General features: G+C 72.4%; 22 protein-coding genes. 13 read left to right on the top strand and 9 right to left on the bottom strand.

The window, feature by feature from the left end; all coding sequences use genetic code 11:
* Window positions 1-18: 18 nt before the first annotated feature.
* From ddaH to ABD948_RS18635, 3 genes are read right to left on the bottom strand one after another with little or no spacing between them, the layout of a single operon-like run.
* A complete protein-coding gene (gene ddaH, locus ABD948_RS18645) occupies window positions 19-789 on the bottom strand; it encodes a dimethylargininase (RefSeq protein WP_345268707.1) in 771 nt (256 codons plus the stop codon).
* The gene (locus ABD948_RS18640) at window positions 786-1,256 is read right to left on the bottom strand and encodes an Lrp/AsnC family transcriptional regulator (RefSeq protein ID WP_345268704.1); all 471 of its coding nucleotides are present in this window, start codon (window positions 1,254-1,256) and stop codon (window positions 786-788) included. The genes ddaH and ABD948_RS18640 overlap by 4 nt, the downstream gene beginning before the upstream one ends.
* A 34-nt stretch (window positions 1,257-1,290) precedes the next feature.
* On the bottom strand, window positions 1,291-2,661 hold the full coding sequence (locus ABD948_RS18635) for an aspartate aminotransferase family protein (protein WP_345268700.1): 1,371 nt from the start codon (window positions 2,659-2,661) through the stop codon (window positions 1,291-1,293).
* A 133-nt stretch (window positions 2,662-2,794) separates the two neighbouring features.
* Here ABD948_RS18635 and ABD948_RS18630 point away from each other — a divergent pair, with 133 nt between their 5' ends.
* Together ABD948_RS18630 and ABD948_RS18625 are read left to right on the top strand one after the other, a co-directional pair.
* On the top strand, window positions 2,795-4,240 hold the full coding sequence (locus ABD948_RS18630) for a gamma-aminobutyraldehyde dehydrogenase (RefSeq protein ID WP_345268697.1): 1,446 nt from the start codon (window positions 2,795-2,797) through the stop codon (window positions 4,238-4,240).
* Between the two features lie 13 nt (window positions 4,241-4,253).
* The gene (locus tag ABD948_RS18625; RefSeq protein ID WP_345268691.1) at window positions 4,254-5,480 is read left to right on the top strand and encodes a saccharopine dehydrogenase family protein; all 1,227 of its coding nucleotides are present in this window, start codon (window positions 4,254-4,256) and stop codon (window positions 5,478-5,480) included.
* A 22-nt stretch (window positions 5,481-5,502) separates the two neighbouring features.
* On the opposite strand, the gene gabT is transcribed toward ABD948_RS18625, so the two are convergent.
* On the bottom strand, window positions 5,503-6,903 hold the full coding sequence (gene gabT, locus ABD948_RS18620) for a 4-aminobutyrate--2-oxoglutarate transaminase (protein ID WP_345270389.1): 1,401 nt from the start codon (window positions 6,901-6,903) through the stop codon (window positions 5,503-5,505).
* A gap of 459 nt (window positions 6,904-7,362) precedes the next feature.
* Here gabT and ABD948_RS18615 point away from each other — a divergent pair, with 459 nt between their 5' ends.
* The gene (locus ABD948_RS18615) at window positions 7,363-8,835 is read left to right on the top strand and encodes an HNH endonuclease signature motif containing protein (protein ID WP_345268682.1); all 1,473 of its coding nucleotides are present in this window, start codon (window positions 7,363-7,365) and stop codon (window positions 8,833-8,835) included.
* Between the two features lie 243 nt (window positions 8,836-9,078).
* Here ABD948_RS18615 and ABD948_RS18610 read toward each other — a convergent pair whose 3' ends face one another.
* The gene (locus ABD948_RS18610) at window positions 9,079-10,935 is read right to left on the bottom strand and encodes an N-acyl-D-amino-acid deacylase family protein (protein ID WP_345268680.1); all 1,857 of its coding nucleotides are present in this window, start codon (window positions 10,933-10,935) and stop codon (window positions 9,079-9,081) included.
* 106 nt (window positions 10,936-11,041) lie between these two features.
* On the opposite strand from ABD948_RS18610, the gene dxr reads away from it, so the two are divergent.
* From dxr to scpC, 7 genes are all read left to right on the top strand, one after another.
* On the top strand, window positions 11,042-12,145 hold the full coding sequence (gene dxr, locus ABD948_RS18605) for a 1-deoxy-D-xylulose-5-phosphate reductoisomerase (RefSeq protein ID WP_345270382.1): 1,104 nt from the start codon (window positions 11,042-11,044) through the stop codon (window positions 12,143-12,145).
* On the top strand, window positions 12,142-13,503 hold the full coding sequence (locus ABD948_RS18600; protein ID WP_345268677.1) for a M50 family metallopeptidase: 1,362 nt from the start codon (window positions 12,142-12,144) through the stop codon (window positions 13,501-13,503). Before dxr ends, ABD948_RS18600 begins: the two co-directional genes overlap by 4 nt.
* Window positions 13,504-13,691: 188 nt before the next feature.
* A complete protein-coding gene (gene ispG, locus ABD948_RS18595) occupies window positions 13,692-14,843 on the top strand; it encodes a flavodoxin-dependent (E)-4-hydroxy-3-methylbut-2-enyl-diphosphate synthase (RefSeq protein WP_345268675.1) in 1,152 nt (383 codons plus the stop codon).
* A gap of 50 nt (window positions 14,844-14,893) precedes the next feature.
* Window positions 14,894-15,739: a GNAT family N-acetyltransferase gene (locus ABD948_RS18590; protein WP_345268664.1), complete on the top strand. Its 846-nt coding sequence runs from the start codon at window positions 14,894-14,896 to the stop codon at window positions 15,737-15,739.
* Between the two features lie 138 nt (window positions 15,740-15,877).
* Window positions 15,878-16,243, top strand: coding sequence for a DoxX family protein (locus ABD948_RS18585; RefSeq protein ID WP_345268662.1), 366 nt, complete (start codon window positions 15,878-15,880; stop codon window positions 16,241-16,243).
* A 209-nt stretch (window positions 16,244-16,452) separates the two neighbouring features.
* Window positions 16,453-18,246 (top strand): proline--tRNA ligase, encoded by a 1,794-nt coding sequence (locus tag ABD948_RS18580; protein WP_345268660.1) that lies wholly within the window; start codon window positions 16,453-16,455, stop codon window positions 18,244-18,246.
* A gap of 10 nt (window positions 18,247-18,256) precedes the next feature.
* Entirely contained in the window at window positions 18,257-19,765 is a 1,509-nt protein-coding gene (gene scpC / locus ABD948_RS18575; RefSeq protein ID WP_345268658.1) for a succinyl-CoA:acetate CoA-transferase ScpC, read from the top strand.
* Between the two features lie 17 nt (window positions 19,766-19,782).
* Here scpC and ABD948_RS18570 read toward each other — a convergent pair whose 3' ends face one another.
* Window positions 19,783-20,649, bottom strand: coding sequence for an aldo/keto reductase (locus ABD948_RS18570; RefSeq protein ID WP_345268656.1), 867 nt, complete (start codon window positions 20,647-20,649; stop codon window positions 19,783-19,785).
* The gene (locus ABD948_RS18565; RefSeq protein WP_345268654.1) at window positions 20,646-21,344 is read right to left on the bottom strand and encodes a DUF8091 domain-containing protein; all 699 of its coding nucleotides are present in this window, start codon (window positions 21,342-21,344) and stop codon (window positions 20,646-20,648) included. The genes ABD948_RS18570 and ABD948_RS18565 overlap by 4 nt, the downstream gene beginning before the upstream one ends.
* Window positions 21,345-21,397: 53 nt before the next feature.
* Between ABD948_RS18565 and ABD948_RS18560 the strand changes: the two genes are divergently transcribed.
* On the top strand, window positions 21,398-22,111 hold the full coding sequence (locus ABD948_RS18560) for an HAD family hydrolase (RefSeq protein ID WP_345268652.1): 714 nt from the start codon (window positions 21,398-21,400) through the stop codon (window positions 22,109-22,111).
* A gap of 266 nt (window positions 22,112-22,377) precedes the next feature.
* Here the strand turns inward: ABD948_RS18560 and ABD948_RS18555 are convergent, their stop codons facing one another.
* Both ABD948_RS18555 and ABD948_RS18550 read right to left on the bottom strand, forming a co-directional pair.
* Window positions 22,378-22,845, bottom strand: a complete 468-nt coding sequence (locus ABD948_RS18555) for a DUF4439 domain-containing protein (RefSeq protein WP_345268650.1) — start codon at window positions 22,843-22,845, stop codon at window positions 22,378-22,380.
* Complete coding sequence (locus tag ABD948_RS18550; protein WP_345268648.1) at window positions 22,842-23,390, bottom strand: hypothetical protein; 549 nt, start codon at window positions 23,388-23,390, stop codon at window positions 22,842-22,844. The genes ABD948_RS18555 and ABD948_RS18550 overlap by 4 nt, the downstream gene beginning before the upstream one ends.
* A 119-nt stretch (window positions 23,391-23,509) precedes the next feature.
* Here ABD948_RS18550 and rimP point away from each other — a divergent pair, with 119 nt between their 5' ends.
* On the top strand, window positions 23,510-24,067 hold the full coding sequence (gene rimP / locus ABD948_RS18545) for a ribosome maturation factor RimP (protein WP_345268646.1): 558 nt from the start codon (window positions 23,510-23,512) through the stop codon (window positions 24,065-24,067).
* Window positions 24,067-25,047 (top strand): transcription termination factor NusA, encoded by a 981-nt coding sequence (gene nusA / locus ABD948_RS18540; protein WP_345268644.1) that lies wholly within the window; start codon window positions 24,067-24,069, stop codon window positions 25,045-25,047. The genes rimP and nusA overlap by 1 nt, the downstream gene beginning before the upstream one ends.
* The last annotated feature ends 9 nt before the right edge of the window (window positions 25,048-25,056 follow it).

Raw genomic sequence — 25,056 nt, 5'->3', positions numbered from 1 at the left:
CCGGCGAGCATCGTCAGCTCACAGCGGGTGGCGCAGGCGCACCGAGAGACACGTGACGCAGCCCTCGAGCTTCTCGTACTCGCCGATCTCGACGGTGACCGTGCGCAGCCCGCGCTCCTCCAGCAGCGCCTGCGTGCGCGGTGCTCCTGCGCTCATCAGCACGGTGCCCTCGTCGAGCAGCACCACGTGGGCGCCGGGCTCCTCGGGCACCCCGAGGAAGCGCGACCAGACGGTGGCGTCGTCGACCAGCGGCTCGTAGCCCACGACGGTGCCGTCGGGCAGCGCCGTGACGGCGGACTTCAGGTGCAGCACCTTGGTGAGCGGCACACCCAGGACCTCGGCTCCCAGCGGGGCGAGGTGCTCGCGCAGCTGCTCCAGCCCGGCGGCGTTGGTGCGGCCGCCCAGGCCCACCCACACGGTGCCGTCGTGCTTCAGCACGTCGCCGCCGTCGAGGGTGCCGGGCGCCTCGACGTGCGCGATCCGGTAGCCGAGGTCGCGCAGGACCGCCTCGGTGCCGGCGGTCTCGGGCTTGCGCTCGTCGGCGCCGGGGCGCGTGATGACCGCGAGGTCGCCGTAGACCACCACGGTGTCCTCGACGAAGACGGCGTCGGGGCAGTCGTCGGCGGGCGGCACCTCGATGGTCTCCCAGCCGGCCTCCTGCAGCGCCGCGACGTAGCCGTGCCACTGCTGGACAGCCAGGTCGAGGTCGACCGGCTGGCGCTCGAGGTGGGTCAGCAGCCCCTCGGTCAGGCGCGGCCCGGGGCGGCGGACCAAGGCCCGCCGGCTCACCGGACACCCCACGAGTAGGTCTGCTTGCGCAGCTTGAGGTACATGAAGGTCTCGGTGGTCTCCACGCCGGGCACGGCGCGGATCCGGTCGGAGATCAGGTCGAAGAGGTGCTCGTCGCTCTCGCAGACCACCTCGACCAGCAGGTCGAAGCTGCCGGCGGTCACCACGACGTAGTCGACCTCGTCGATCTGGGCGAGCGCGTCGGCCACGGGCGCGAGCTGACCACTCGTGCGGACCCCGATCATCGCCTGCCGCGCGAAGCCCATCTGCAACGGGTCGGTGACGGCGACGATCTGCATCACGCCGCTCTCGAGCAACCGCTGCACGCGTTGGCGCACGGCCGCCTCGGAGAGACCGACCTCCTTGCCGATGGCGGCGTAGGAGCGCCGTCCGTCCTGCTGCAGCTGCTCGATGATCGCCTTGGCCACGTCGTCGAGCACCACGGGTGCGGTGTCCTGCTTCCTCATGGGGCCACTATCCCAACCCGGGTCGTGCGCGCGCTCAGAGCATCGCCCCCGCCTTGTCGAGCACGGTGCGCAGGATCTGCTCCATCTCCTCCACGTGCTCGCGCGTCATCACCAGCGGGGGCGCCAGCTGGACGACGGGGTCGCCCCGGTCGTCCGCGCGGCAGTACAGGCCCTCGGCGAAGAGCTGCTTGGAGACGAAGCCGTAGAGCAGCCGCTCGCACTCCTCGGCGGTGAAGGACTCGCGGGTGGTCTTGTCCTTGACCAGCTCGATCCCGTAGAAGAAGCCGTCGCCGCGCACGTCGCCGACGATCGGCAGGTCGAGCAGCCGCTCGAAGGTGGCGCGCATGTGGCCCTCGCGCTCGCGCACCCCCTCCAGCACGTGCTCGTTCTCGAAGGCGTCGAGGTTGGCCAGCGCCACCGCCGTCGAGACGGGGTGGCCACCGAACGTGTAGCCGTGCGCGAACATCTCGCCGTGCCGGAGGAAGGGCTCCATGAGGCGGTCGCTGGCGATCATCGCGCCGAGCGGTGCGTACCCGGAGGTGATGCCCTTGGCGCAGGTGATCATGTCGGGTTGGTAGCCGTAGCGCTCGGCGCCGAAGTAGTGGCCCAGACGCCCGAACGCGCAGATCACCTCGTCGGAGACCAGCAGCACGTCGTGCTCGTCGCAGATCTCGCGCACCCGCTGGAAGTAGCCCGGCGGGGGTGGGAAGCAGCCGCCGGCGTTCTGCACGGGCTCGAGGAAGACCGCTGCGACGGTGTCGGGACCCTCCTGCTCGATCGCGACACCGATCTGGTCCGCCGCCCAGCGCCCGAACGCCTCGGGGTCGTCGCCGTGCAGCGGTGCTCGGTAGATGTTGGTGTTGGGGGCGCGGAAGGTGGAGGGCACCAGCGGCTCGAACTGCTGCTTGAGCAGCGGCAGCCCCGTGATCGAGAGCGCGCCCTGGGTGGTGCCGTGGTAGGCGATCGCCCGGCTCACGACCTTGTGCTTCATCGGCTTGCCGACGAGCTTGAAGTAGTTCTTGGCCAGCTTCCACGCCGACTCCACGGCCTCGCCGCCGCCGCTGGTGAAGAACACCCGGTTGAGGTCGCCCGGGGCGCGCGCCGCGATGCGTCCGGCCAGCTCCACGGCGGTGGGGTGGGCGTAGGACCACAGCGGCATGAAGGCCAGCTCACGGGCCTGCTTGGCGGCGGCCTCGGCGAGGTCCTCGCGTCCGTGGCCCAGCTGGCTGACGAAGAGCCCGGCGAGCCCGTCGAGGTAGCGGCGGCCGTGGCTGTCGACCAGGTGCACCCCCTCGCCGCGCACGATCACGGGCACGTCGGAATCCTGGTAGGACCCGTGCCGGGTGAAGTGCATCCACAGGTGGTCCTTCGCCGTGGACTGGAGCTGCTCGTGGGAGAGGGCCATGGCCCCATCATGCGACCGGCCCCACCGCGCCGTCCACCTATCACGACGGATTTCGTGTGCGTAACGCGCTTTTCGGTGCGGAATTCGTCGTCCAACCGTTGCCACCGGCACGGGGGATGACTAGGGTCGGGCCATGGCCGACCCAGACCTGCGCACCCTCCGCAACGTGGTGGGGGGTGAGCTCGTCGACGCCGCCTCCGGCCGTACCTACGACGTCGTCGACCCGACCACCGGTGAGCCCTGTGCCCGGGCGCCGCTCTCGGCCGAGGAGGACCTCGACCGCGCCTACGCCGCCGCCGCCGAGGCGTTCGAGGGGTGGGCCTACGCCACACCGCAGGACCGCGCCCGCGCCCTGCTGCGCATCGGTGACGCGATCGAGGCGCGCGTGGAGGAGATCAACGAGGTGGAGTGCCGCGACACGGGCAAGCCGCGCGGTCTCACGATGTCGGAGGAGATGCCCTACGCCTCCGACCACTTCCGCTTCTTCGCGGGTGCCGCGCGTGTGCTCGAGGGGCGCTCGGCCGGCGAGTACATGGCCGACCACACCTCGTGGGTGCGGCGCGAGCCCATCGGCGTCGTCGGGCAGGTGACGCCGTGGAACTACCCGCTGCTGATGATGATCTGGAAGATCGCGCCGGCGCTGGCCGCCGGCAACACCGTGGTGCTCAAGCCGAGCGACACCACGCCGGCCAGCTCGGTGCTGCTGGCCGAGCTGTGCCAGGAGTTCCTGCCGCCGGGCGTGCTCAACGTGGTGTGCGGCGACCGCGACACCGGCCGGGCACTCGTGGCCCACAAGACGCCGCAGATGGTGGCGATCACCGGCTCGGTGCGCGCCGGCATGGAGGTGGCCTCCTCGGCGTCCGCCGACCTCAAGCGCGTGCACCTCGAGCTCGGCGGCAAGGCGCCGGTGCTGGTCTTCGACGACGCCGACATCGAGCGCGCCGCCACCGGCATCGCGGAGGCCGGGCTCTTCAACGCCGGCCAGGACTGCACGGCCGCCACGCGGGTGCTCGTGCAGCAAGGCATCCACGACGAGTTCGCGGCGGCGCTCGCCGAGGCCGCTGCCGGTCTGCGCACCGGCGACCCGCTCGAGGACGAGGACGTCTTCTACGGCCCGGTCAACAACGCCGCCCAGCTCGAGCACGTCAGCAGCGCCGTCGACCGGCTCCCCGACCACGCCCAGGTGCTCACCGGCGGTCGCCGACAGGGCGAGCGCGGCTACTTCTACGAGCCGACGGTCCTCTCCGGGCTGCGCCAGGACGACGAGCAGGTCCAGCAGGAGATCTTCGGCCCGGTCATGACGGTGCAGGGCTTCAGCGACGAGGCGCAGGCGCTCGGCTGGGCCAACGACGTCGAGTACGGGCTGGCCTCCTCGGTGTGGACCCGCGACCACGCCCGCGCGCTGCGGGTCAGCCGCCGCCTGGACTTCGGGGCGGTGTGGATCAACACCCACATCCCGTTCGTCTCCGAGATGCCGCACGGCGGGTTCAAGCACTCCGGGTACGGCAAGGACCTCTCCATGTACGGCCTGGAGGACTACACCCGGATCAAGCACGTGATGAGCTACTTCGGGGAGTGAGGAGCAAGAGAGCATGCGCATCCTGCTGGTCGGCACGGGCGGCGTGGGGTCGGCGTTCGCCGCCATCGCCGCACGCCGCGACTTCTTCGAGGCGATCGTCGTCGCCGACTACGACCCGGCTCGCGCCGAGCGCGCAGCGGCCGTCGACGAGCGGTACACGGCGGCGCAGGTCGACGCCTCCGACGAGGAGGCGGTGGCGGCACTGTGCCGCGAGCACCGCATCACCCACGTGATGAACGCCGTCGACCCGGTCTTCAACATGCCGATCTTCCGGGGGGCCCTCGCCGCCGGGGCCGACTACCTCGACATGGCGATGTCGCTCAGCAAGCCGCACCCCGAGCGACCGCACGAGCTGCCCGGCGTCAAGCTCGGCGACGAGCAGTTCGAGATGGCCGAGCAGTGGTCGGGCGCCGGACGGCTGGCGCTGGTGGGCATCGGCGTCGAGCCCGGGCTCTCCGACGTCTTCGCGCGCTACGCCGCCGACCACCTCTTCAGCGAGATCGACGAGCTCGGCACCCGCGACGGCGCCAACCTGGTGGTCACCGACGAGCAGGGCAACGAGATCTTCGCGCCCTCGTTCTCGATGTGGACGACGATCGAGGAGTGCCTCAACCCGCCGGTGGTCTGGCAGGACGGCGAGTGGCACACCACCCCGCCCTTCAGCGAGCCCGAGGTCTTCGACTTCCCCGAGGGCATCGGCCCGGTGGAGTGCGTCAACGTGGAGCACGAGGAGGTGCTGCTGATGCCCCGCTGGGTGGACTGCAAGCGCGCCACCTTCAAGTACGGGCTCGGCTCGGAGTTCATCAACATCCTGCAGGTGCTGCACACCCTGGGCCTCGACCGCACCGAGACGGTGCGCGTGAAGGGCGTCGAGGTGAGCCCGCGCGACGTCGTCGCGGCCGTGCTGCCCGACCCCGCCACGGTGGGGCCGCGGATGACCGGCAAGACCTGCGCCGGCCTGTGGGTCACCGGTACCGGCAAGGACGGCCAGCCGCGCTCGACGTACCTCTACCACGTGGTCGACAACGCGTGGACCATGGAGGAGTACGGGCACCAGTGCGTGGTCTGGCAGACCGCGATCAACCCGGTGGTCGCCCTCGAGCTGCTGGCGCGCGGCACGTGGTCAGGCACGGGGGTGCTGGGGCCGGAAGCCTTCGACGCTGTGCCGTTCCTCGATCTGCTCACCGAGTACGGAAGCCCCTGGGGCCAGCAGGAGCTGGACCCGGCTCCCGCCGGGTAACGGCTCTTCCGCTCAGGACCGCTCAGGCCGTGGCCGCGAAGGCCTCGGCGACGACGTCGAAGGCCTCCTCGAGCAGGTCGTCACCGATGGCCAGCGAGGGCAGGAAGCGCATCACGTTGCCCCACGTGCCGCAGGTGAGCACGACGACGCCGGCAGCGTGGCAGCGCGCGGCGATCGCGGCCGTGCGCGCCGCGTCGGGAGCGGGCCCCTGCGGCCCGGTGCTCCCCGGTGTGCAGAGCTCGACGGCCATCATCGCGCCACGGCCACGCACCTGCGCGACGACGGGGTGCTCGGCGGCGATCGCCGTCAGCCGCCGCTCCATGAGAGCACCGATCTCGCGGGCGCGGCCGGCCAGGTCGTGGGTGCGCATCTCCTCGATCGCGCCCAGCGCCGCGGCGCAGGCCACCGGGTTGCCGCCGTAGGTGCCGCCGAGGCCGCCGGCGTGGACGGCGTCCATCAGCTCCGCGCGACCGGTGACGGCCGCGAGCGGCAGGCCGCCGGCCATGCCCTTGGCCGTGGTGACCAGGTCGGGCACGACACCCTCGTCGTGGCAGGCGAACCAGTCGCCCGTGCGGCAGAAGCCCGACTGGATCTCGTCGGCCACCAGTAGCACCCCGTTCTCGCGGCACCAGGCGGCCAGGGCGGGCAGGTAGCCCGGAGCGGGGACCACGAAGCCGCCCTCGCCCAGCACGGGCTCGATCACCAGGCAGGCCAGGTTGTCGGCCCCCGCCTGCTTCTCGAGGACGTCGATGGTGCGCGCCGCCGCCTGCGCGCCGTCGAGCCCGTCGCGCAGCGGGTAGCTCATCGGTGCGCGGTAGATCTCCCCGGCGAACGGGCCGAAGCCGTGCTTGTAGGGCATGTTCTTCGCCGTCATCGCCATCGTGAGGTTGGTGCGCCCGTGGTAGGCGTGGTCCACCACTGCGACGCCGTAGCGCCCGGTCGCGACACGGGCGACCTTGACGGCGTTCTCGACGGCCTCTGCCCCCGAGTTGAACAGCGCGGACTTCTTGGCGTGGTCGCCGGGCGTCAGCTCCGCGAGGGCCTCGCACACCTCCACGTAGCCCTCGTAGGGCGTGACCATGAAGCAGGTGTGCGTGAACGCCGCCACCTGCTCCTGCACGCGCCGCACCACCGCGGGGGCGGCGTTGCCCACCGAGGTCACGGCGATGCCGGAGCCCAGGTCGATCAGCGAGTTGCCGTCGACGTCGACCAGCACCCCGCCCCCGGCTGCGACCACGAAGACCGGCAGCGCGTTGCCCACGCCGTCGGCCACGTGCATCCGCTTGCGCTCCAGCAGCTCGCGCGACCGCGGCCCGGGCACCTCGGTGCGCAGCTCGCGACGCTGGGGGAGGGTGGGACCTCCCGCGGTTGGTCCCCGGGTCTCGCCGGTGTGCGGGGCGGTGCTGACGACGGTGTCCTCCACGGTGCTCACGGCTCCACGGTAGGTCGTGGTCGGGTGGCGCGCCATGGTCGGCTGGGGTGGTGCTGTCCCGGAGCAGCCGACGTGCTCCGCTGCTGGTTGAGGTGCGAGGAGCGCAAGCGACGAGCCTCGAAACCCGGTGCGCCGGAAGTCGGCCCCCGGGACCGGCATCGCCGGTGACGGGCAGACGTTGGTTTGGACCGACTGTGACGACGGCGAGGCGCCGCGGTGGGTCACGAGGGTCGGCCGCCTTCCGGTGGTCGAGTGGCCATTCTCCGTTGGTCGAGTAGCCGGGTGGCGAGCTTGCGAGACACGCGGCGTACCGAGACCCCGCACCTGACCGCGAATCTTGACAACCCTCTCTTGCCCACCGAAAACTGTTACCGGTTTGTTCCTCAGCGCCCGGTGGACAACCCCCGAAACCAGGCCCTGAGTGTCGGTGGTGGGTGCTTGGGTAGACCCATGACCACCACCGCTCCCGACCTCGCCGAGGTCCTCGCGCGCGAGGAGCGCGAGCGCGGTGAGCGTCAGGAAGCGTTGCAGATGTTGCGGTCCGCACAGACGAACCTGATGAGCGCCGAGGTCGCGAAGCTGCGGGTGATCGTGGAGTGGGCGAAGGTCAACCGTCTCGACGCCGACCACCTCGATGGCGAGCCCGACCCCGGCGCCGTGATGACCGACGAGCAGGTCGAGGAGCTCGAGGCAGCGCTGGGCGACCAGGGGTTCTGCGACCGCTGGCTCTCCGTCGCCGGGCCGGGCGCACCGGTCGTCAGTGAGTTCGCGGTGATGGAGCTCGCGAGCACGCTGAGCATGGGCACGGATGCCGGGTTGACGCTGGTGGGCCGGGTGCTGGAGCTCAAGTACCGCCTGCCCCGGCTCTACCACCGGGTCGAGGAGCTCCAGCTGCCGGTGTGGAAGGCCTTCGAGCTCGCCGACCTCACCCAGCCCCTCACCTCCGAGGCCGCGGCGCACGTGGACCGGCAGGTCGAGGCCGTCGCCGGCAAGATCGGCAAGCGCCAGATGGAGCGCCTGGTCGCCGAGACCCAGGCGAGGTTCGACCCCAAGGCCGCAGCCAAGGCTGAGAAGGAGCAGCGCGAGCGGCGGTTCTTCGACATCGGCGAGACCCGCCGCACCGACTCCACCGCCGGCACCCTGGAGGACCTGGCCGGCACCGTGCCGATCGCCGGCTGCCTGGACGCCGCGGACGCCGCCGACCTAGAAGCCGCCATCCGCCACACCGCCCGCGCACTCGGCAAGGCCGGATGCGAGGACTCGTTGGACGTCCGCCGCGCCGCCGCCGTCGGCGAGCTCGCCCGCAACCAGCTCTCCCTCGACCTCGAGACCGGCGAGATCCAGGACTCGAAGTCTGTGAGCCACGGCCGCGGCGTCGACCTGGTCGTGCACCTCTCCGACGAGTCCACCGCCGCCGGGTTCATGGTCGGCCGCCTGGAGAGCACCCAGACCCCGGTGAGCGCGGAGGTGATCCGCGAGTGGTGCGGCACCGCCGCCAAGATCACCGTCCGGCCCGTGATCGACCTCAACGGTGCAGTCCACGTCGAGCAGTACGAGGTCCCCGACCGGATCAAGCAGCGCACCCGGTGGACCGACCCGCGCTGCGTGTACCCGCACTGCAACCGGCCGGCCGACCGCTGCGACTGCGACCACATGCAGCCGTTCGAGCAGGGCGGCGCGACCTGCACCTGCAACCTCGCGCCGTTGTGCCGACGGCACCACCGGTTCAAGACCCACGGCGCCGTCACCTACCGCCGACTCGGACCAGGCGCCTATGAGTGGGAGTTCCAGACCGGGATGACCATCGTCCGGGACCACATCGGCACGCACGAACCGCAGTGGCCGAAGCCGCCACCAGCCGAGGACTGGGAAGCCGAACCACCCGACAACCCCGTGTTCGGCCCGCCGACCTATTTCCGCTGATCGAACAGCCCTCTCGCCGCGCTCCGACGCGGGCTCAACGAGGGATCACCGACTGCTGGTTGAGGCGTGAGGCGCGCCAGCGCCGAGCGCGTCGGAACCTCGCCGGTCGAGTGCCCTCCCGCGACGACCGGGGTCACCGGAGGGCACGCGGGGCGCCGGGTTTCGACACGGGCTCGCTGGCGCTCGCCCGGCTCAACCAGCAGGGGCCGGGGCTCGACCAGCGAGGGATCGAACCCGCGCGTCTCAGACCGCGGCCGGGGTCACGGCTGCCGTAGAAGTGGGAGCCACGGGGGCCGTGGGCTCGCCGACTCTCAGGAAGGCGCCGGTGCGCTCGTGGCCGAGCACCTCGGTGGGGGCGCCCTCGCACCAGACCTCGCGGCCGGAGACGAGCACGTGGGGGACCGCGGCGTCGTTGCGGTTGACCATGCGGCGCAGGCCGCCGTAGATCTCCACCGGCTCCTCGGCGTAGGCCTCGAGCGAGTCGTCGAGGGCGGCCGGGTCGAGCACGAACAGGTCGGCGCGGTCACCGACTCGCAGGTGCCCGGCGTCGATGCCGTACCAGTCGGCGAGCTCGCCGGTGAGGCGGTGCACGGCCTGCTCGCAGGTGAGGAAGGGTCGGCCCGCCCGCTCGGCGCGCAGCACGTGGGCGAGCAGCCGCAGGCCGAAGTTGTAGAACGACATGTTGCGCAGGTGGGCGCCGGCGTCGGAGAAGCCCATCTGCACCGTGCTGCTGCGCGCCATCTGGCGCAGGACGCGCGGGCGGTGGTTGGAGATGGTGGTGCGCCAGCGCAGCGCGGTGCCGTGCTCGAGCACCAGGTCGAGGAACGCGTCCACGGGGTGCACGGGCGAGCCCGGCTCGCCGCGCTCGACGCCGACCTGGCCGAAGGACTTGCCGATCACCGAGGCGTCGGGGCACTCGACGATCTCGGCGTCGAAGAAGTCGCGGTGCCACACCCGGGGCCCGTACTTGCTCTCGTAGTCCTTGCGGAACCGTGCCCGGTACTCGGGGTCGCGCAGCAGGTCGTCGCGGGCCACCTTCTCCGCGAGGTGCAGCGCTGCCGCACCGGAGCCGAACTCCTCGAAGATCACCAGGTCGATGCCGTCGGCGTAGACCTCGAAGGGCACCGGCAGGTGCTGCCAGCGGAAGTCGGCGCCCAGCCTGTTGACGGTGCCGGCGAGCGCGCGCATGAGGTGGATGACGAAGGGGATGGCCTTGATGTCGGCGGCCGAGAGAAGGCTGGTGCGCAGCGGCGCGCGACGACGCCCGATCGACTGCAGCGCGGCCAGCACGATGGTGTGCGGGTGCGTGGCGTCGGGCCCGGCCTGGAGGGCGCGTCCGCGCCGGCGCAGCAGGTCGCGCAGCGCGCGCATCTCGCGGCCCTTGGCGTAGGTGGAGGGCAGGGTGCGCGAGCGGCAGGTGTCGCCGTCGAGCTTGTCGAAGAGCAGCTGCTGGGCCGACATGCCGAGGAACCCGGCGTCGAGCGCCTCCTCGAGCAGACCCTCCATCCGGGACTGCTCGGCGCGGGAGGGGCGCACCTCCGGGCGGGTGGCGCGGTCCAGGCCCATGGTGGCGGTGCGCAGGTCGGAGTGGCCGACGAACGCGGCCAGGTGGGGGCCGAGCGGGCGGTCCTCCAGTGCCTCCACGTACTCGTGCGCGCTGCTCCAGGTCTGGTGCTCGCCCACCGTGCGGATCACGTGCTCGCGCGGGATGGCCTCCACGCGCCCGAACAGGTCGCCGGCGTCGACCGGCCCCACGTGCACCGTGGAGAGCGAGCAGGAGCCGAGGAAGATGGTGGTCACGCCGTGGCGCACCGACTCCGCGAGGCTGGGCTCGGCCAGCACCTCGACGTCGTAGTGCGTGTGGATGTCGACCATGCCGGGCAGCACCCAGCGACCCGCGGCCTCGATCACCCGGGGGCAGCCCGCGACGTCGAGCGGCGTGGGGGAGATCGCGGCCACGCGCCCCTCGCGGACACCGAGGTCGCGCACGGCCGAGGGCCCGCCGGTGCCGTCGAACCAGCGGGCACCGCGGATGACGACGTCGAAGGGCGGCTCGGCGGGGGAGGCCGCGGCAGAGGCGGCGTGGGAGTGCTCGGTCACCCTGAGATGGAACCTGTTCCAGTCACGGGGGTCAAGGGTTGTCGGTGCCGTGCGCGAGGATGACGGGGTGAGCAGCCCGAGCAGCCCCAGCAGCACGCGCAGCGGCGTGCGCGACGTCGTCGTCCTGGGGTCCACGGGTTCGATCGGCACCCAGGCGCTCGACCTGGTGCGCGCCCACCCGGACCGCTTCCGGGTCGTGGGCCTCACCGCGGGCGGCAGCAACCGCGCGCTCTTCGAGCAGCAGGTGGCCGAGTTCGAGCCCGCCTTCTCGGGTCTGGGCGAGGAGGCCTCCACCGAGGCCGCCGGGCGGCCCTGCGACGTCGTCCTCAACGGGATCACCGGTGCGGTGGGGCTGCGACCCACCCTCGCGGCGCTCGAGGCCGGTCGCACCCTGGCGCTGGCCAACAAGGAGTCGCTGATCATGGGCGGTCCGCTGGTGCTCGAGCGGGCGGCGCCCGGCCAGATCGTGCCGGTCGACTCCGAGCACAGCGCCATCGCGCAGTGCCTGCGCGGCGGCACGACCCAGGAGGTGCGCCGGCTGGTGCTCACCGCCAGCGGCGGCCCGTTCCGCGGTCGTACGCGCGAGCAGCTGGCCGAGGTCACGGTCGCCGAGGCGCTCGACCACCCCACGTGGAGCATGGGGCCGGTCATCACCATCAACTCCGCCACGCTGGTCAACAAGGGGCTCGAGGTGATCGAGGCGCACCTGCTCTTCGGCGTGCCGTTCGAGGCCATCGAGGTCGTCGTGCACCCCACGAGCGTCGTGCACTCGATGGTGGAGTTCACCGACGGCTCCACGCTCGTGCAGGCGAGCCCGCCGACCATGATGATCCCGATCGCCCTGGGCCTGGCCTGGCCGGACCGGGTGCCCGACGCCGCGCCCGCCGTCGACTGGAGCCGCCCCGAGACCTGGGAGTTCCACCCCCTCGACGACGAGGCGTTCCCGGCCGTGGCGGTCGCCCGCCAGGCGGGGGAGCGGGGCGGCACCGCACCGGCGGTCTACAACGCCGCCAACGAGGTGGCGGTCGCAGCCTTCCGGGCCGAGCGGCTCGCCTTCGTCGACATCGTGCCCACGGTGCAGGCCGTCCTGGGGCGCCACGACGTAGGCTCGGAGGGGTCCCTGACGCTCGAGGACGTGCTCGCCGCCGACGACTGGGCCCGCCGGACCGCCACCCAGCTCATCGAGGACACCCGAGGGGGGACCGCTTGATCACCGCGCTGCTCTACACGCTCGGCGTCGTCGTCTTCGTCGTCGCCATCCTGGTCTCCATCGGCCTGCACGAGTTCGGGCACATGATCCCGGCCAAGAAGTTCGGCGGCAAGGTCACCCAGTACTTCATCGGCTTCGGTCCCACGGTCTGGAGCCGGCAGCGCGGCGAGACCGAGTACGGCATCAAGGCGATCCCGCTCGGCGGCTACGTCAAGATCGTCGGGATGCTGCCGCCGGGCGCCGAGCAGCTGGCCGAGGAGGTCACCCTCGACGCGCAGGGCAACCAGGTCACCCGGGTGCGCAAGTCCAACACCGGGATGTTCACCCAGCTCATCTCCGACGCGCGTGCGGCGGAGTGGGAGCTGGTGGGCCCCGAGGACGACGGGCGCCTGTTCTACAAGCTGCCGCCCTGGAAGAAGATCGTGGTGATGGCCGGGGGGCCCTCGGTCAACATCCTGATCGCCTTTCTGATCTTCCTCGGCGTCTACGCCACCTACGGCAACCGCACGCTCGAGGTGGCCGAGGGGCCACCGGTCATCGACACCGTCAGCGAGTGCGTGCTGCCCTTCGGCGAGGAGGGCCGCGCCTGCACCGCCGAGGACCCGCCCGCCCCCGCCTTCGAGGCCGGCCTGCGCCCCGGCGACCAGGTGGTCAGCTTCAACGGCACGCCGGTCACCGGCTGGGACCAGCTGCGCGAGCTCATCCGCAGCAACGCCGACGGCGACGCCACCATCGTCTACGAGCGCGACGGGCAGCAGCTGTCGGGCACCACGAGCACCACCGTCGAGGCGCGTCCCACCTCCGAGACCGACGAGACGCTCACCGAGGTGGGATTCCTCGGCGTCACCCCCACCCAGGTGGTGCTCACCGAGCGCGGTGGCCCGATCTACACGGTGCAGCAGATGGGCACCATGTTCGTCGACACCGTCGAGGCGCTCGCCACGCTGCCGGTCAAGGTCTACGACGTCGGGCGAGCCATCGTCGGCCTGCAGGAGCGCGACCCCGACAGCCCGGTCAGCGTCGTGGGCGGTGGCCGCCTGGCGGGCGAGACCGTCTCGCAGACCGAGTTCCCGGTCGCCGACCGCCTGGTGTTCCTGCTCATGCTGATCGCCGGCTTCAACTTCTTCATCGGGGTGTTCAACTTCATCCCGCTGCTGCCCCTCGACGGCGGCCACATCGCCAGCGCCACCTGGGAGGCCCTGCGCCGCGCCTGGTCGCGGGTGCGAGGGCGGCCCGACCCGGGGTACGTCGACGCCGCCAAGCTGCTGCCGGTGGCCTACGTGGTGGCCTCGTTCCTGCTGGTCATGGGCGTGGTGCTGATCATCGGCGACCTCGTCGTACCCGTCTCGCTCACGTAGGGCGTGTCTCTCACCTCGGCGCGGATGCCTGCGTCGCCCCGGTGGTGTGATGGCAAGGCGCCGGTCCGAGCGCAGACTGGGCGTCTTCGAAGGATCGGCAACGCCGCCAGTGCGCCGCCGGGGCGGCGCAGGCGCCGCGCCTCCGAGGTGGGAGACATGCCCTCGGGCGGGCCCCGTATCTTGGAGGCATGACCGCGATCAGCCTGGGCATGCCGGCAGCACCCCCGCCGGTGCTGGCCCCTCGCCGCCAGACCCGCCAGATCCAGGTGGGCAAGGTGGGCGTCGGCAGCGACCACCCCGTCTCGGTGCAGTCGATGACGACCACGCTCACCGCCGACATCAACGCCACGCTGCAGCAGATCGCCGAGCTCACGGCCTCCGGCTGCGACATCGTGCGGGTCGCGTGCCCCAGCCAGGACGACGCCGAGGCGCTGCCCGCGATCGCGACCAAGTCGCAGATCCCCGTGATCGCCGACATCCACTTCCAGCCCAAGTACGTCTTCGCCGCCATCGACGCCGGCTGCGCGGCCGTGCGGGTCAACCCCGGCAACATCCGCAAGTTCGACGACCAGGTCAAGGAGATCGCCCGCGCCGCCGCCGACCGCGGCACCTCGATCCGGATCGGCGTCAACGCCGGCTCGCTCGACAAGCGGCTGCTGGAGAAGTACGGCAAGGCCACGCCCGAGGCGCTCGTGGAGTCGGCCAAGTGGGAGGCCTCGCTCTTCGAGGAGCACGGCTTCCGTGACTTCAAGATCTCGGTCAAGCACAACGACCCCGTGATTATGGTGCGCGCCTACGAGCTGCTGGCGGCCGAGGGCGACTGGCCGCTGCACCTGGGCGTCACCGAGGCCGGCCCGGCCTTCCAGGGCACCATCAAGTCCGCCACCGCCTTCGGTGCGCTGCTCAGCCAGGGCATCGGCGACACCATCCGGGTCTCCCTCTCCGCGCCGCCGGTCGAGGAGGTCAAGGTGGGTCTGCAGATCCTGGAGTCGCTCAACCTGCGCCCCCGGCGTCTCGAGATCGTCTCCTGCCCCTCGTGCGGCCGCGCCCAGGTCGACGTCTACAAGCTGGCCGACGAGGTGACCGCCGGGCTCGACGGCCTCGAGGTGCCGCTGCGCGTCGCCGTCATGGGCTGCGTCGTCAACGGGCCCGGTGAGGCGCGCGAGGCCGACCTCGGCGTCGCCTCGGGCAACGGCAAGGGCCAGATCTTCGTCAAGGGCGAGGTCATCAAGACCGTGCCGGAGTCGCAGATCGTCGAGACCCTCATCGAGGAGGCCATGCGCATCGCCGAGGGCATGGAGGCCGTCGACGGTGCTGGTGCCGAGGTCACCGTCAGCTGAGCCCGGCTGAGCCTCGCGCCGTGGCGGGGCGACGTGCGTAGGCTGCGCACGTGGTGACGACGCGACAAGGGGTCCGCCTGCTCGGACCGGGCGACGTCGACGCCTTCCTCGACCTGGCCCGGCGCGACCCGGTGGCCAACGTCTTCGCGATGTACCGCGCCCGCACCACCCGCCTCGAGCCGCGCTGGCTCGGCGGTGAGGCCTGGGGCCGCTTCCACGACGGCGAGCTGGTGGCGGCCTGCCACGTGGGTGCCAACCTGGTGCCCATCGAGTCCCGCGAGGAGGACGCGCGGGCCTTCGGCGAGCGGGCCCTGGCCCGGGGTCGGAGCGTATCCACCATCGTCGGCCCCACCGAGGCCGTGCGGGAGTTCTGGCGCACGGTCTCCGACTCGTGGGGCCGCCCGCGCGACCTGCGGTGGAACCAGCCGCACCTCGTGATCGACGGTCCGCCCACCGCGGCGCCCGACCCGGGGGTGCGCCGCACCATGCGGGCCGAGCTCGACGAGCTCTACCCCGCCTGCGTGGCCATGTACACCGAGGAGGTCGGTGTCAGCCCCGAGGTCGGTGGACGCAACGACCTCTACCGCACCCGCGTGGCGCAGCTGGTGAGCCGGGGCTGGTCGTTCGCGCGCTTCGACGCCGGCCGGCTGGTGTTCAAGGCCGAGGTGGCCTGCGCCACCGACGACGCCGCCCAGATCCAGGGGGTGTGGGTGCCCCCCGACCGTCGCGGCGAGGGCCTTGCCGTCGCCGGCATGGCCGCCGTCGTCGAGCTGGTGCGCGCCGAGATCGCCCCCCGCGTCTCGCTGTACGTGAACGAGTGGAACGAGCCCGCGCGCCGCGCCTACGCCAGAGTGGGCTTCCAGGAGACCACCACCTTCTCCACCATCATGTTCTGACCGGACAGCCGTCCCCGAGGAACGAGGGAACGGCGTGGGTCCGGTCAGATCGAGCAAGCGTCGCGCCCGAGGGACGAGGGCGCGGCGGCGCGTCGAGATCTCGGGGGGTCGGGCAGCGGGGCCAGTAGGCTCCCGCCCGTGCCCCTCCCCACCGCCGCCAAGCTCCTGGCCGCCGGCTTCGCCGCCAGCGGCACCATCCACCTGGTCAAGCCCGAGGTCTACGAGCCGCTGATGCCGGCCTGGGTGCCGGCGCACCGCGAGGTGATCCTGGGCAGCGGGGTGGCCGAGATCGTCATCGCCGGGATGATGGCGGCGCCCTCGACGCGGCGAGCGGGCGGCTGGGCGGCCGTGGGCCTGCTACTGGGCGTGTGGCCCGGCAACATCAAGATGGCGCAGGACTCGCTGCGCACCCGCAACACCCGCTTCAAGGCGATCGCGTGGGGCCGGGTCCCGCTGCAGGTGCCGATGCTGCGGATCGCCTACCGCGTCGCCCGCGAGGGCTGAGCCGGGCGCCGGCCCTCACCCGCTGACGCGGAGCGCCGGGCCTGCCAGCAGCGCGAGCGCGGCGCACGTCGTGAGCAGGACGGCGAAGCAGGTGGTGGCGGTGCGCATGGGTCCCCCCGAGTGGGTCGGTCGGCGTCGTGACGCCCTCGCACCAGATGACGTCGTGGGCGGCCCCGAGGTTGCACGCGGCCACGGATAGCCTTCGGCCCATGACTGTGCTGCGGATGTCGAGCCTCTTCGTGCGCACCCTGCGCGAGGACCCCAACGACGCCGAGGTGCCCAGCCACCGGCTGCTCGTGCGCGCCGGCTACATCCGCCGCGCCGCCCCCGGCATCTACACCTGGCTGCCGCTGGGTCTGCGGGTGCTGCGCCGGGTGGAGGCGATCGTGCGCGAGGAGATGGACGCCATCGGCGCCCAGGAGCTCTCCTTCCCGGCGCTGCTGCCCAAGGAGCCCTACGAGGCCACGGGGCGCTGGACCGAGTACGGCGACAACATCTTCCGGCTGCAGGACCGCAAGGGCGCCGACTACCTGCTCGGCCCCACGCACGAGGAGATGTTCACCCTCGTGGTCAAGGACCTCTACAGCTCCTACAAGGACCTGCCGCTGGCGATCTACCAGATCCAGACCAAGTACCGCGACGAGGCCCGACCCCGCGCCGGCCTGCTGCGCGGTCGCGAGTTCGTGATGAAGGACTCCTACTCCTTCGACGTCGACGACGCCGGCCTCGAGGCCAGCTACCAGCGGCACCGCGACGCCTACATCCGGATCTTCGACCGGCTGGGCTTCGAGTACGTGATCGTCCGCGCCACCTCGGGTGCGATGGGCGGATCGCGCTCCGAGGAGTTCCTGGCGCGTGCCTCGGTGGGCGAGGACACCTACGTGCGTTGCACCACCTGCGACTACGCCGCCAACGTCGAGGCCGTCGAGACCCCCGTGCCGCCCGCCCAGGACTGGGCCGACGCCCCGGCGGCCCACGCCGAGCAGACGCCGGACACCCCGACCATCGCGACGCTGGTGGCGCACCTCGACGAGCACCACCCGCGCGGGGATCGCGCGTGGACGGCGGCCGACACGCTCAAGAACGTGATGGTCGTGCTCGTGCACCCCGACGGCACCCGCGAGCCGGTCGCCATCGGCGTGCCCGGCGACCGCGAGGTCGACCTCAAGCGGCTCGGCGGCCAGCTGGAGCCCATCGAGGTCGAGCCCATGACCGAGGAGGAGCTGGCCGAGCACAAGGCCCTGGTCAAGGGCTACATCGGTCCCGCTGCGCTGGGTGAGGAGAGCGAGTCCGGCATCCGCTACCTGGTGGACCCGCGCGTCGTCGACGGCACCCGCTGGGTCACCGGCGCGAACGTGGCCGGCAGCCACGTGCTCGACCTCGTGGTCGGGCGCGACTTCACGCCCGACGGCACCGTCGAGGCGGCCGAGGTGCGCGACGGTGACGCGTGCCCGCGCTGCGCCGAGCGCGGTGACGGCGAGGAGCACGGCACGCTGGAGTCGGCCCGCGGCATCGAGATGGGTCACATCTTCCAGCTCGGTCGCAAGTACGCGGACGCGCTCGGCCTGCAGGTGCTCGACGAGAACGGCAAGCTGGTCACCGTCACCATGGGCTCCTACGGCATCGGCCCTTCACGAGCGGTCGCTGCGATCGCCGAGGGCACGCTCGACGACAAGGGCCTCTGCTGGCCGCGCGACGTCGCCCCGGCCGACGTGCACGTGGTGGCCGCCGGCAAGGACGAGGCGATCCTCGCCGCGGCCGAGCGCATCGCCACCGAGCTGCACGGCGACGGGCTCGACGTGCTGCTCGACGACCGCACCGGCAAGGTCAGCCCCGGCGTGAAGTTCAAGGACGCCGAGCTGCTCGGCGTGCCCACCACGGTGGTGGTCGGCCGTGGCCTCGCCGACGGGCTCGTGGAGGTCAAGGACCGGCGCACGGGGGAGCGCGAGGACGTCGCCGCCGACCACGTGGTCGCCCACGTCGTCCGCCTCGTGCGCAGCTGAGGGGCAGGCCGTGGGCTCGCGGATCACCTGCCCGGTCCTGGCGGGCCGGGTCACCTCAGCCGAGGATGCGGCGGCCGTCGTCCGGCCCGGCGACAACGTGGGCATCAGCGGCTTCACCGGCGCGGGGCACCCCAAGGCCGTGCCCGGGGCGCTGGCCGACCGGATCGCTGCCGCCCACGCACGGGGTGAGGACTTCCGCGTGGGGCTGTGGTCGGGCGCCTCGACCGGCCCCGAGGTCGACGGCCGACTGGCCGCCGTCGAGGGCCTGCACTCGCGGCTGCCCTACAACGGCGACCGCGACCTGCGCCGGCTGATCAACGACGGCACCGTCGACTACGTCGACGTGCACCTCTCGCACTCGGCGCAGCAGGCCTGGTTCGGCTTCTACGGCCGGCTCGACGTCGCCGTCGTCGAGGTGGCCGCAGTGCTGCCCAACGGACTCCTGGTGCCGGGCAGCTCGCTCGGCAACAACAAGACCTGGCTCGAGCTGGCCGACAAGGTCGTGCTCGAGGTGAACTCGTGGCTGCCGCGCGACCTGGAGGGCTTCCACGACGTCTACTACGGCGCCGCGGTGCCGCCGCACCGCATCCCGATCCAGCTCACCCGGCCGATGCAGCGCATCGGGGACCCCTACCTGCGGGTCGACCCGGCCAAGGTCGTCGCGGTCGTCGAGACCGACGCGCCCGACCGCAACACCCCGCTGGACCCGCCCGACGACGCCTCGCGCGCGATGGCCGACCTGCTGGTGGACTTCCTGCGCCACGAGGTGGCGCACGACCGGCTGCCCCCGGACCTGCTGCCGCTGCAGTCCGGCGTCGGCAACGTGCCGAACGCCGTGATGGCGGGCCTGCGCGACTCCGAGTTCCAGGGACTCACCGCCTTCACCGAGGTGATCCAGGACGGGCTGCTCGACCTGCTCGACGAGGGCACGCTCGTCTCGCTCTCCTCCACCTCCTTCGGCCTCTCACCCGAAGGACAGCAGCGGTTCCTCGAGAACGTGGGCTCGTACAAGGGCAAGATCCTGCTGCGCAGCCAGGAGATCTCCAACCACCCCGAGCTGGTGCGGCGGCTCGGCGTCATCGCGATCAACGGGATGCTCGAGGCCGACGTCTACGGCAACGTCAACTCCACCCACGTGATGGGCTCGGCGATGATGAACGGCATCGGCGGCAGCGGCGACTTCGCCCGCAACGCCTACCTGAACTTCTTCGTCTCGGACTCGGTGGCCAAGGACGGCGCGATCTCGTGCCTGGTGCCGATGGTCAGCCACGTCGACCACACCGAGCACGACGTGCACGTGCTGGTAACCGAGCAGGGGCTGGCCGACCTGCGGGGGCTCTCACCCACCGACCGCGCCGAGCGGGTGATCGACCGCTGCGCCCACCCGGACTACCGGGACCGCCTGCGCGACTACGTGGCGCGGGCACGGGCCGCGCGGCCCCGGGCCCGGCACACGCCGCACCTGCTCGACGAGGCGCTCAGCTGGCACCAGCGCTACCTCACCGAGGGGCACATGTAGCCCTCCCCGAGGTCGAGCTACATCTCCTCGTGGGTGTCCGGGTCGCCGTCGAAGCGCCGGCCGTCGGTCCGGGCGAGAGCGGTGATGGCGGCCACCTCGTCGTCGCTGAGCTCGACGGCGTCGAGGTCGAGGTTGGCGCGCTGCCGCTCGGGGGAGGCGGCCTTCGGCACCGGCATCGACCCGAGCTGCAGGTGCCAGCGCAGCACCACCTGGCCGGGCGTGGTGCCGTGGGCCTCCGCGGCCTGCGCCACGGCCGGCTCGTCGAACGGCACGGGGTCCTTGCCCAGCGGACTCCACGCCTGCGTCAGCACGCCCAGGCGACGGTGCTCGGCACGCAGCTCCTCCTGCGGGAAGTAGGGGTGCAGCTCCACCTGGTTCAGCGCGGGCACCACCCCGGTGTCGTCGATGACGCGCGCGAGGTGCGCGGGGGTGAAGTTGCTGACGCCGATGGTGCGCACCAGGCCCTCCTGCTGCGCGCGCACCAGCGCCCGCCACGCCTCGCGGTAGAGCCCGCGGCTCGGGTTGGGCCAGTGGATCAGCGCGACGTCGATCTGCTCGACGCCGAGCCGCTCGGCGGAGTCGGCCAGCGAGCGCAGCGCCAGGTCGTGGGCGTGGAACCGGCCGGGGATCTTGGTGGCCAGGCGCACCTGCCCGCGCGGCACCTCGGAGCGACGCAGGGCCTCACCCACCTCGCGCTCGTTCTCGTAGTTCACCGCCGAGTCGATCAGCCGGTAGCCCGTGCGCAGCGCGGACTCGATCGCCGCGATCCCGTCGTCTCCCTTCAGGGGGTAGGTGCCGAAGCCGACGGCGGGCAGCTCGGTGCCGTCGTTGAGGCGGTGGGCGTGTGCGGCCAGCGGTGCGGGATCGGGAGTCGGTGAGGTCACCGCCCCATCGTGCCAACCGCCCGGTGGAGCGGCGCCCGCCCGCGCCTGCCGGCGTCCTCCAACAGCTCGAGGTGGCGCAGGCAGTAGGCGACCCGCTGCGCGAGCCCGACCGGCGCACCCAGGAGCGCGGCGAGGTCGGCGGTGGTGAACGGCTCGGTCGGCAGGGGGGTGCCGAGCAGCGCGAGCACGTCCGCGGGGGAGCGCAGCTCGTGGCTTCCCAGCACGGCGCCGAGGTGCCGGGTGCCCGGGTCCCGGGTGCGCCGGCCGGAGCGGCTGCGCACCGGTGCTGGCCCCCGTACGTGGTCCTCGCGGCACAGCAGCACCTCGACCACGAGGTGGGGGTGGCCGACCAGCGAGGGGATGGCGACGAGGCGGTCGAAGACGTCCAGGACTCCGCCGCGGCGGGGTGAGCGGCGCTCGGAGAGCACCACGCTGTCGGTGTCGACGCGCACGATCCGCCGCTCGGCGGTGACCGGGTGCACGATCCGCATCCGGTGGTGGTCGAGCAGGCCGTCGAGCTTGGGCCCCAGGGGCCCGAACCCGCCCGTCTGCACCTCCACCAGCTCGCCGTCGGCGCGCACCAGGTCGACCACCCAGCGCCCCACCGGCACCTCGAAGCGGTCGCCGGGCCGCGCCAGCCACTGCTTGACCGCGGCGTGGAGCGGGCCCTCGGCCAGGGTCCCGATGCCGCTCACGCCGGCGAGCGTAGTGCCGAGCGCCGTCGGTGCCCGCCCGTAGGGTGCCCGCCATGAGCACGAGCATCGACGCCGTCATCTTCGACTGGGGTGGCACCCTGACTCGCTGGCACGAGGTGGACTTCCACGCCGAGTCGGTGGCGCTGGCCCAGGCCGTCATCAGCACTCCCACGCCGGAGGACGACCACCACGCGTTCGCCTCGCGGCTGCACGCGGCCGGCTCGGTGGTGTGGGGCTGGTCGCGCGAGGAGCAGCGCAGCGCCACGATCGCCGACCTGTTCCGCGAGGCCGGGCTCGAGCACGACCCCGCGCTGCTGCAGGCCTACCACGACTTCTGGGTGCCCCACACCGAGACCGACCCCGAGGTCCGCCCGCTGTGGGAGCACCTGCGCGCGAGCGGGATCAAGGTCGGCGTGCTCTCCAACACCCTGTGGCCGCGGGAGTGGCACCGGGAGTTCTTCGAGCGCGACGGCGTCCTTGATCTGCTCGACGGCGACGTGTACTCCAGCGAGATCCCCTGGACCAAGCCCTCCCCGCACGCCTTCCGTGCCGCCATGGAGGCGGTCGGCGCCACCGACCCGGGCCGGTGCGTCTACGTGGGCGACCGGCTCTTCGACGACGTGTGGGGCGCGCAGAACGCCGGCCTGCGCGCGGTGCACGTGCCGCACAGTGCTATCCCGCCCGAGCAGGTGGGGCACACCGAGGGGGAGCCCGACGGCGTCATCCAGCGCCTGGCCGACCTGCCGGAGGTCATCGCCGGCTGGTAGGCGGCACGATGCTCTGCCCTGAGTCGGTGGGTTTCGACGCGGCCGTCGCGGGTTCGTCCCTCATCCGCGGGCCTTGCTCAACCTTCGCCCCGCACGGACCTGCGCTCGTTCCTCGCGCAGCTCCTCGGGGCTTGCAGACTTTTGCAGAAACCTGCAATGCAACTTTGTGAGGTGCGCGGGGCATCGCTCCGGGGACCGCGGTGCGACATGCTTCTCATGTCACCGCGGGACCCACCCCCCGCGAGACACGGCCTCTGTCCCAGGCCTCAGCGGTCCGCGTACTCGTCCGTTCCGGGGAACATCTCGGGAGTTCCCCGGAAGGCGAGTTCGCGGACCGCTGTCATTTTCAGCGCCTGCAGCGCGTAGTCGCGCTCCGCGCGGGGGCTGGTGCCCACCAGGTAGGCCCACGCCGCGCTGCAGGAGCGCTGCACGTCCAGCCCGGCCGCGGTGACCGCCGTCGGCGTCGTGAGGTCGGGCGGCAGCGCATAGGCGGTCTCGGCCGCCACGGGCTCCGCGCCCTCGGCGCGCACGAGGGCGCTCAGCTCGTCGCGACGGGTGCGGTGCTCCGCGTAGGTGGCCACGAGCAGCTCGAACAGGTCGGGGGTCGCGCTGGCCGAGGTCTGGGCGCCGAGCGCCCCGACGACGTAGAGGGCCGCGTGCTGCGTGGCCAGGGCCGACTGCAGGCCGTCGAGGTGGCCGGTCGCTGCGGGCGTGGTGCCCGCCGGGGTGCTCACGCCGCTCCCAGCACGGCGAGCCGTTGGCCCAGCGCCGCCGACATGGCGCCCAGGAGCGTGGCCAGCGACCCGCTCTCGGCAGCCAGGCACGCGCGGTCGAGCTCGCGCTGCAACACCTGCTCGCGACGCAGCGTCGCGCGCAACGCGACCCGGCGACCGCCCTGGGGCGCCCGGGGGGTGCCGGGCGCGGACAGCTCGAGCTCGTCCAGCACCCGCAGGTGCGCGGCGTGCGTGCGACGCAGCGGCACCAGCCGCGGGCGCAGCGCGGGATAGGCGGTCACCACCGCGGCCAGCAGGGCGTCGGTGTCCCCGATGGCGCGGGCCACCTCGGTGGCGAGCGTCGTGTCGGCGCTCACCGGGGGAGCGGTGGGCCGCAGGACGCCCGGGCCGGAGGGCCCGGTGTCCTCACCGTCCGCGGTGCAGGCGCCCAGCACCAGCACCAGGCCCCCGCCGGCACCCGCCGTCAGCGCCGCCCGCCGACCGACCCGCTGACCGACCCGCCGAACCGGGGGTGGGGGCGGCGTCACAGGAGAGGGGACGGGCACGCGGGCGAGGATATCGCCCGCGCCGGGAGCGCTATCGTGGGTCAGCACCGCGCGCAGGGCAGGCGCCCCGCGCCGCGGTGCCGCACCACCGACAACAGCACAGGGAGGCGGACCAGCCGATGAGCGCCAGCAAGGCCACGGCCGAGGCGATCGAGGAGGCCCTGCGCGGACCGCTGTCCGCGGCGGGCCTCGACGTGGAGGCGGTGGAGGTGACCCCGGCCGGCAAGCGGCGGGTGCTGCGCGTCGCCGTCGACCAGGACGGCGGGGTGACCCTCGACGACGTCGCCGCGGCCACCCGGCTGGTGGACGAGGTGATCGAGAGCACCGACGTGATGGGCCAGCACCCCTACGTGCTCGAGGTGACCTCGCGCGGCGTCGACCGCCCCCTGACCGCCCCCCGCCACTGGCGTCGCAACCGCGACCGCCTGGTGCGCGTCACCCTGGTGCCGCCGCTGGAGGGGGAGCTGACCGGCCGGATCGGCGAGGCCGACGAGGACGCCGACGGTGGCGGCGTCACGCTCGAGGTCGACGGCGAGCAGCGCAGGGTCGCCTACGCCGACGTCGAGGTGGCGCTGGTGCAGGTGGAGTTCAACCGCAAGGGCCGCGACGCGGGGCCGAGCGACGAGCACGACGAGCACGATGACGAGCACGACGACGAGGACGGGGAGGACGCCTGATGGACATCGACATGAGCATCCTGCGGATGCTGGAGCGCGAGAAGGAGATCTCCTTCGAGGTGCTCGTGGAGGCCATCGAGCAGGCCCTGCTGACCGCCTACCACAAGACCCCGGACGCCCGGGAGAAGGCGCGGGTCGACCTGGACCGCAAGTCCGGCCACGTGCGGGTGATGGCCTCCGAGGTCGACGATGAGGGCAACGAGGTCGGCGAGTTCGACCACACGCCCCAGGGCTTCGGGCGGATCGCCGCCACCACCGCCAAGCAGGTGATGTTGCAGCGGCTGCGCGACGCCGAGGACGACCTGCGCTTCGGCGAGTTCTCGGGCAAGGAGGGTGACATCGTCTCCGGGGTCATCCAGCAGGGCCGCAACCCCGACGACGTCATGGTCGACCTCGGCAAGCTCGAGGCCCTGCTGCCCGTGGGCGAGCGGGTGCCGGGCGAGAACTACTCCCACGGCACCCGCATCAAGTGCCTCGTGGTCTCGGTGCGCAAGGGCATGCGGGGTCCGCAGATCACGCTCTCGCGCTCGCACCCCCACCTGGTCAAGAAGCTCTTCGCCCTCGAGGTTCCCGAGATCGCCGACGGCACCGTCGAGATCGCCGGCATCGCCCGCGAGGCCGGTCACCGCACCAAGATCGCCGTGCGCACCGACGCGGCCGGCGTCAACCCCAAGGGCGCGTGCATCGGACCCATGGGTCAGCGGGTCCGCAACGTGATGAGCGAGCTGCAGGGCGAGAAGATCGACATCGTCGACTGGTCCGACGACCCCGCCCGGCTGGTCGCCAGCGCGCTCTCACCGGCGCGGGTCAGCTCGGTCACCGTCGTCGACGCCGCCGCCCGCTCGGCGCGCGTGGTCGTGCCGGACTTCCAGCTCTCGCTGGCGATCGGCAAGGAGGGGCAGAACGCCCGCCTGGCGGCGCGCCTGACCGGATGGCGCATCGACATCCACGGCGACGAGGAGCCCGAGCCGCAGGACTGACCGTGGCGG

This window comes from Nocardioides nanhaiensis (genome assembly GCF_039542785.1).
In the GTDB taxonomy this organism is placed as follows: Bacteria; Actinomycetota; Actinomycetes; order Propionibacteriales; family Nocardioidaceae; genus Nocardioides; species Nocardioides nanhaiensis.
The sequence above is the reverse complement of the archived record's forward strand: the minus strand, read 5'-3'. Positions and strand labels throughout refer to the sequence as shown.

What these genes read in the sequence shown, in the direction of transcription:
- ABD948_RS18640 (WP_345268704.1), bottom strand. Translation starts at nt 1,256, where the DNA reads ATGAGGAAGCAGGACACCGCACCCGTGGTGCTCGACGACGTGGCCAAG.
- ispG (WP_345268675.1), top strand. Translation starts at nt 13,692, where the DNA reads ATGACCGCGATCAGCCTGGGCATGCCGGCAGCACCCCCGCCGGTGCTG.
- rimP (WP_345268646.1), top strand. Translation starts at nt 23,510, where the DNA reads ATGAGCGCCAGCAAGGCCACGGCCGAGGCGATCGAGGAGGCCCTGCGC.
- ABD948_RS18560 (WP_345268652.1), top strand. Translation starts at nt 21,398, where the DNA reads ATGAGCACGAGCATCGACGCCGTCATCTTCGACTGGGGTGGCACCCTG.
- ABD948_RS18580 (WP_345268660.1), top strand. Translation starts at nt 16,453, where the DNA reads ATGACTGTGCTGCGGATGTCGAGCCTCTTCGTGCGCACCCTGCGCGAG.
- ABD948_RS18625 (WP_345268691.1), top strand. Translation starts at nt 4,254, where the DNA reads ATGCGCATCCTGCTGGTCGGCACGGGCGGCGTGGGGTCGGCGTTCGCC.
- ABD948_RS18635 (WP_345268700.1), bottom strand. Translation starts at nt 2,661, where the DNA reads ATGGCCCTCTCCCACGAGCAGCTCCAGTCCACGGCGAAGGACCACCTG.
- ABD948_RS18630 (WP_345268697.1), top strand. Translation starts at nt 2,795, where the DNA reads ATGGCCGACCCAGACCTGCGCACCCTCCGCAACGTGGTGGGGGGTGAG.
- ABD948_RS18615 (WP_345268682.1), top strand. Translation starts at nt 7,363, where the DNA reads ATGACCACCACCGCTCCCGACCTCGCCGAGGTCCTCGCGCGCGAGGAG.
- nusA (WP_345268644.1), top strand. Translation starts at nt 24,067, where the DNA reads ATGGACATCGACATGAGCATCCTGCGGATGCTGGAGCGCGAGAAGGAG.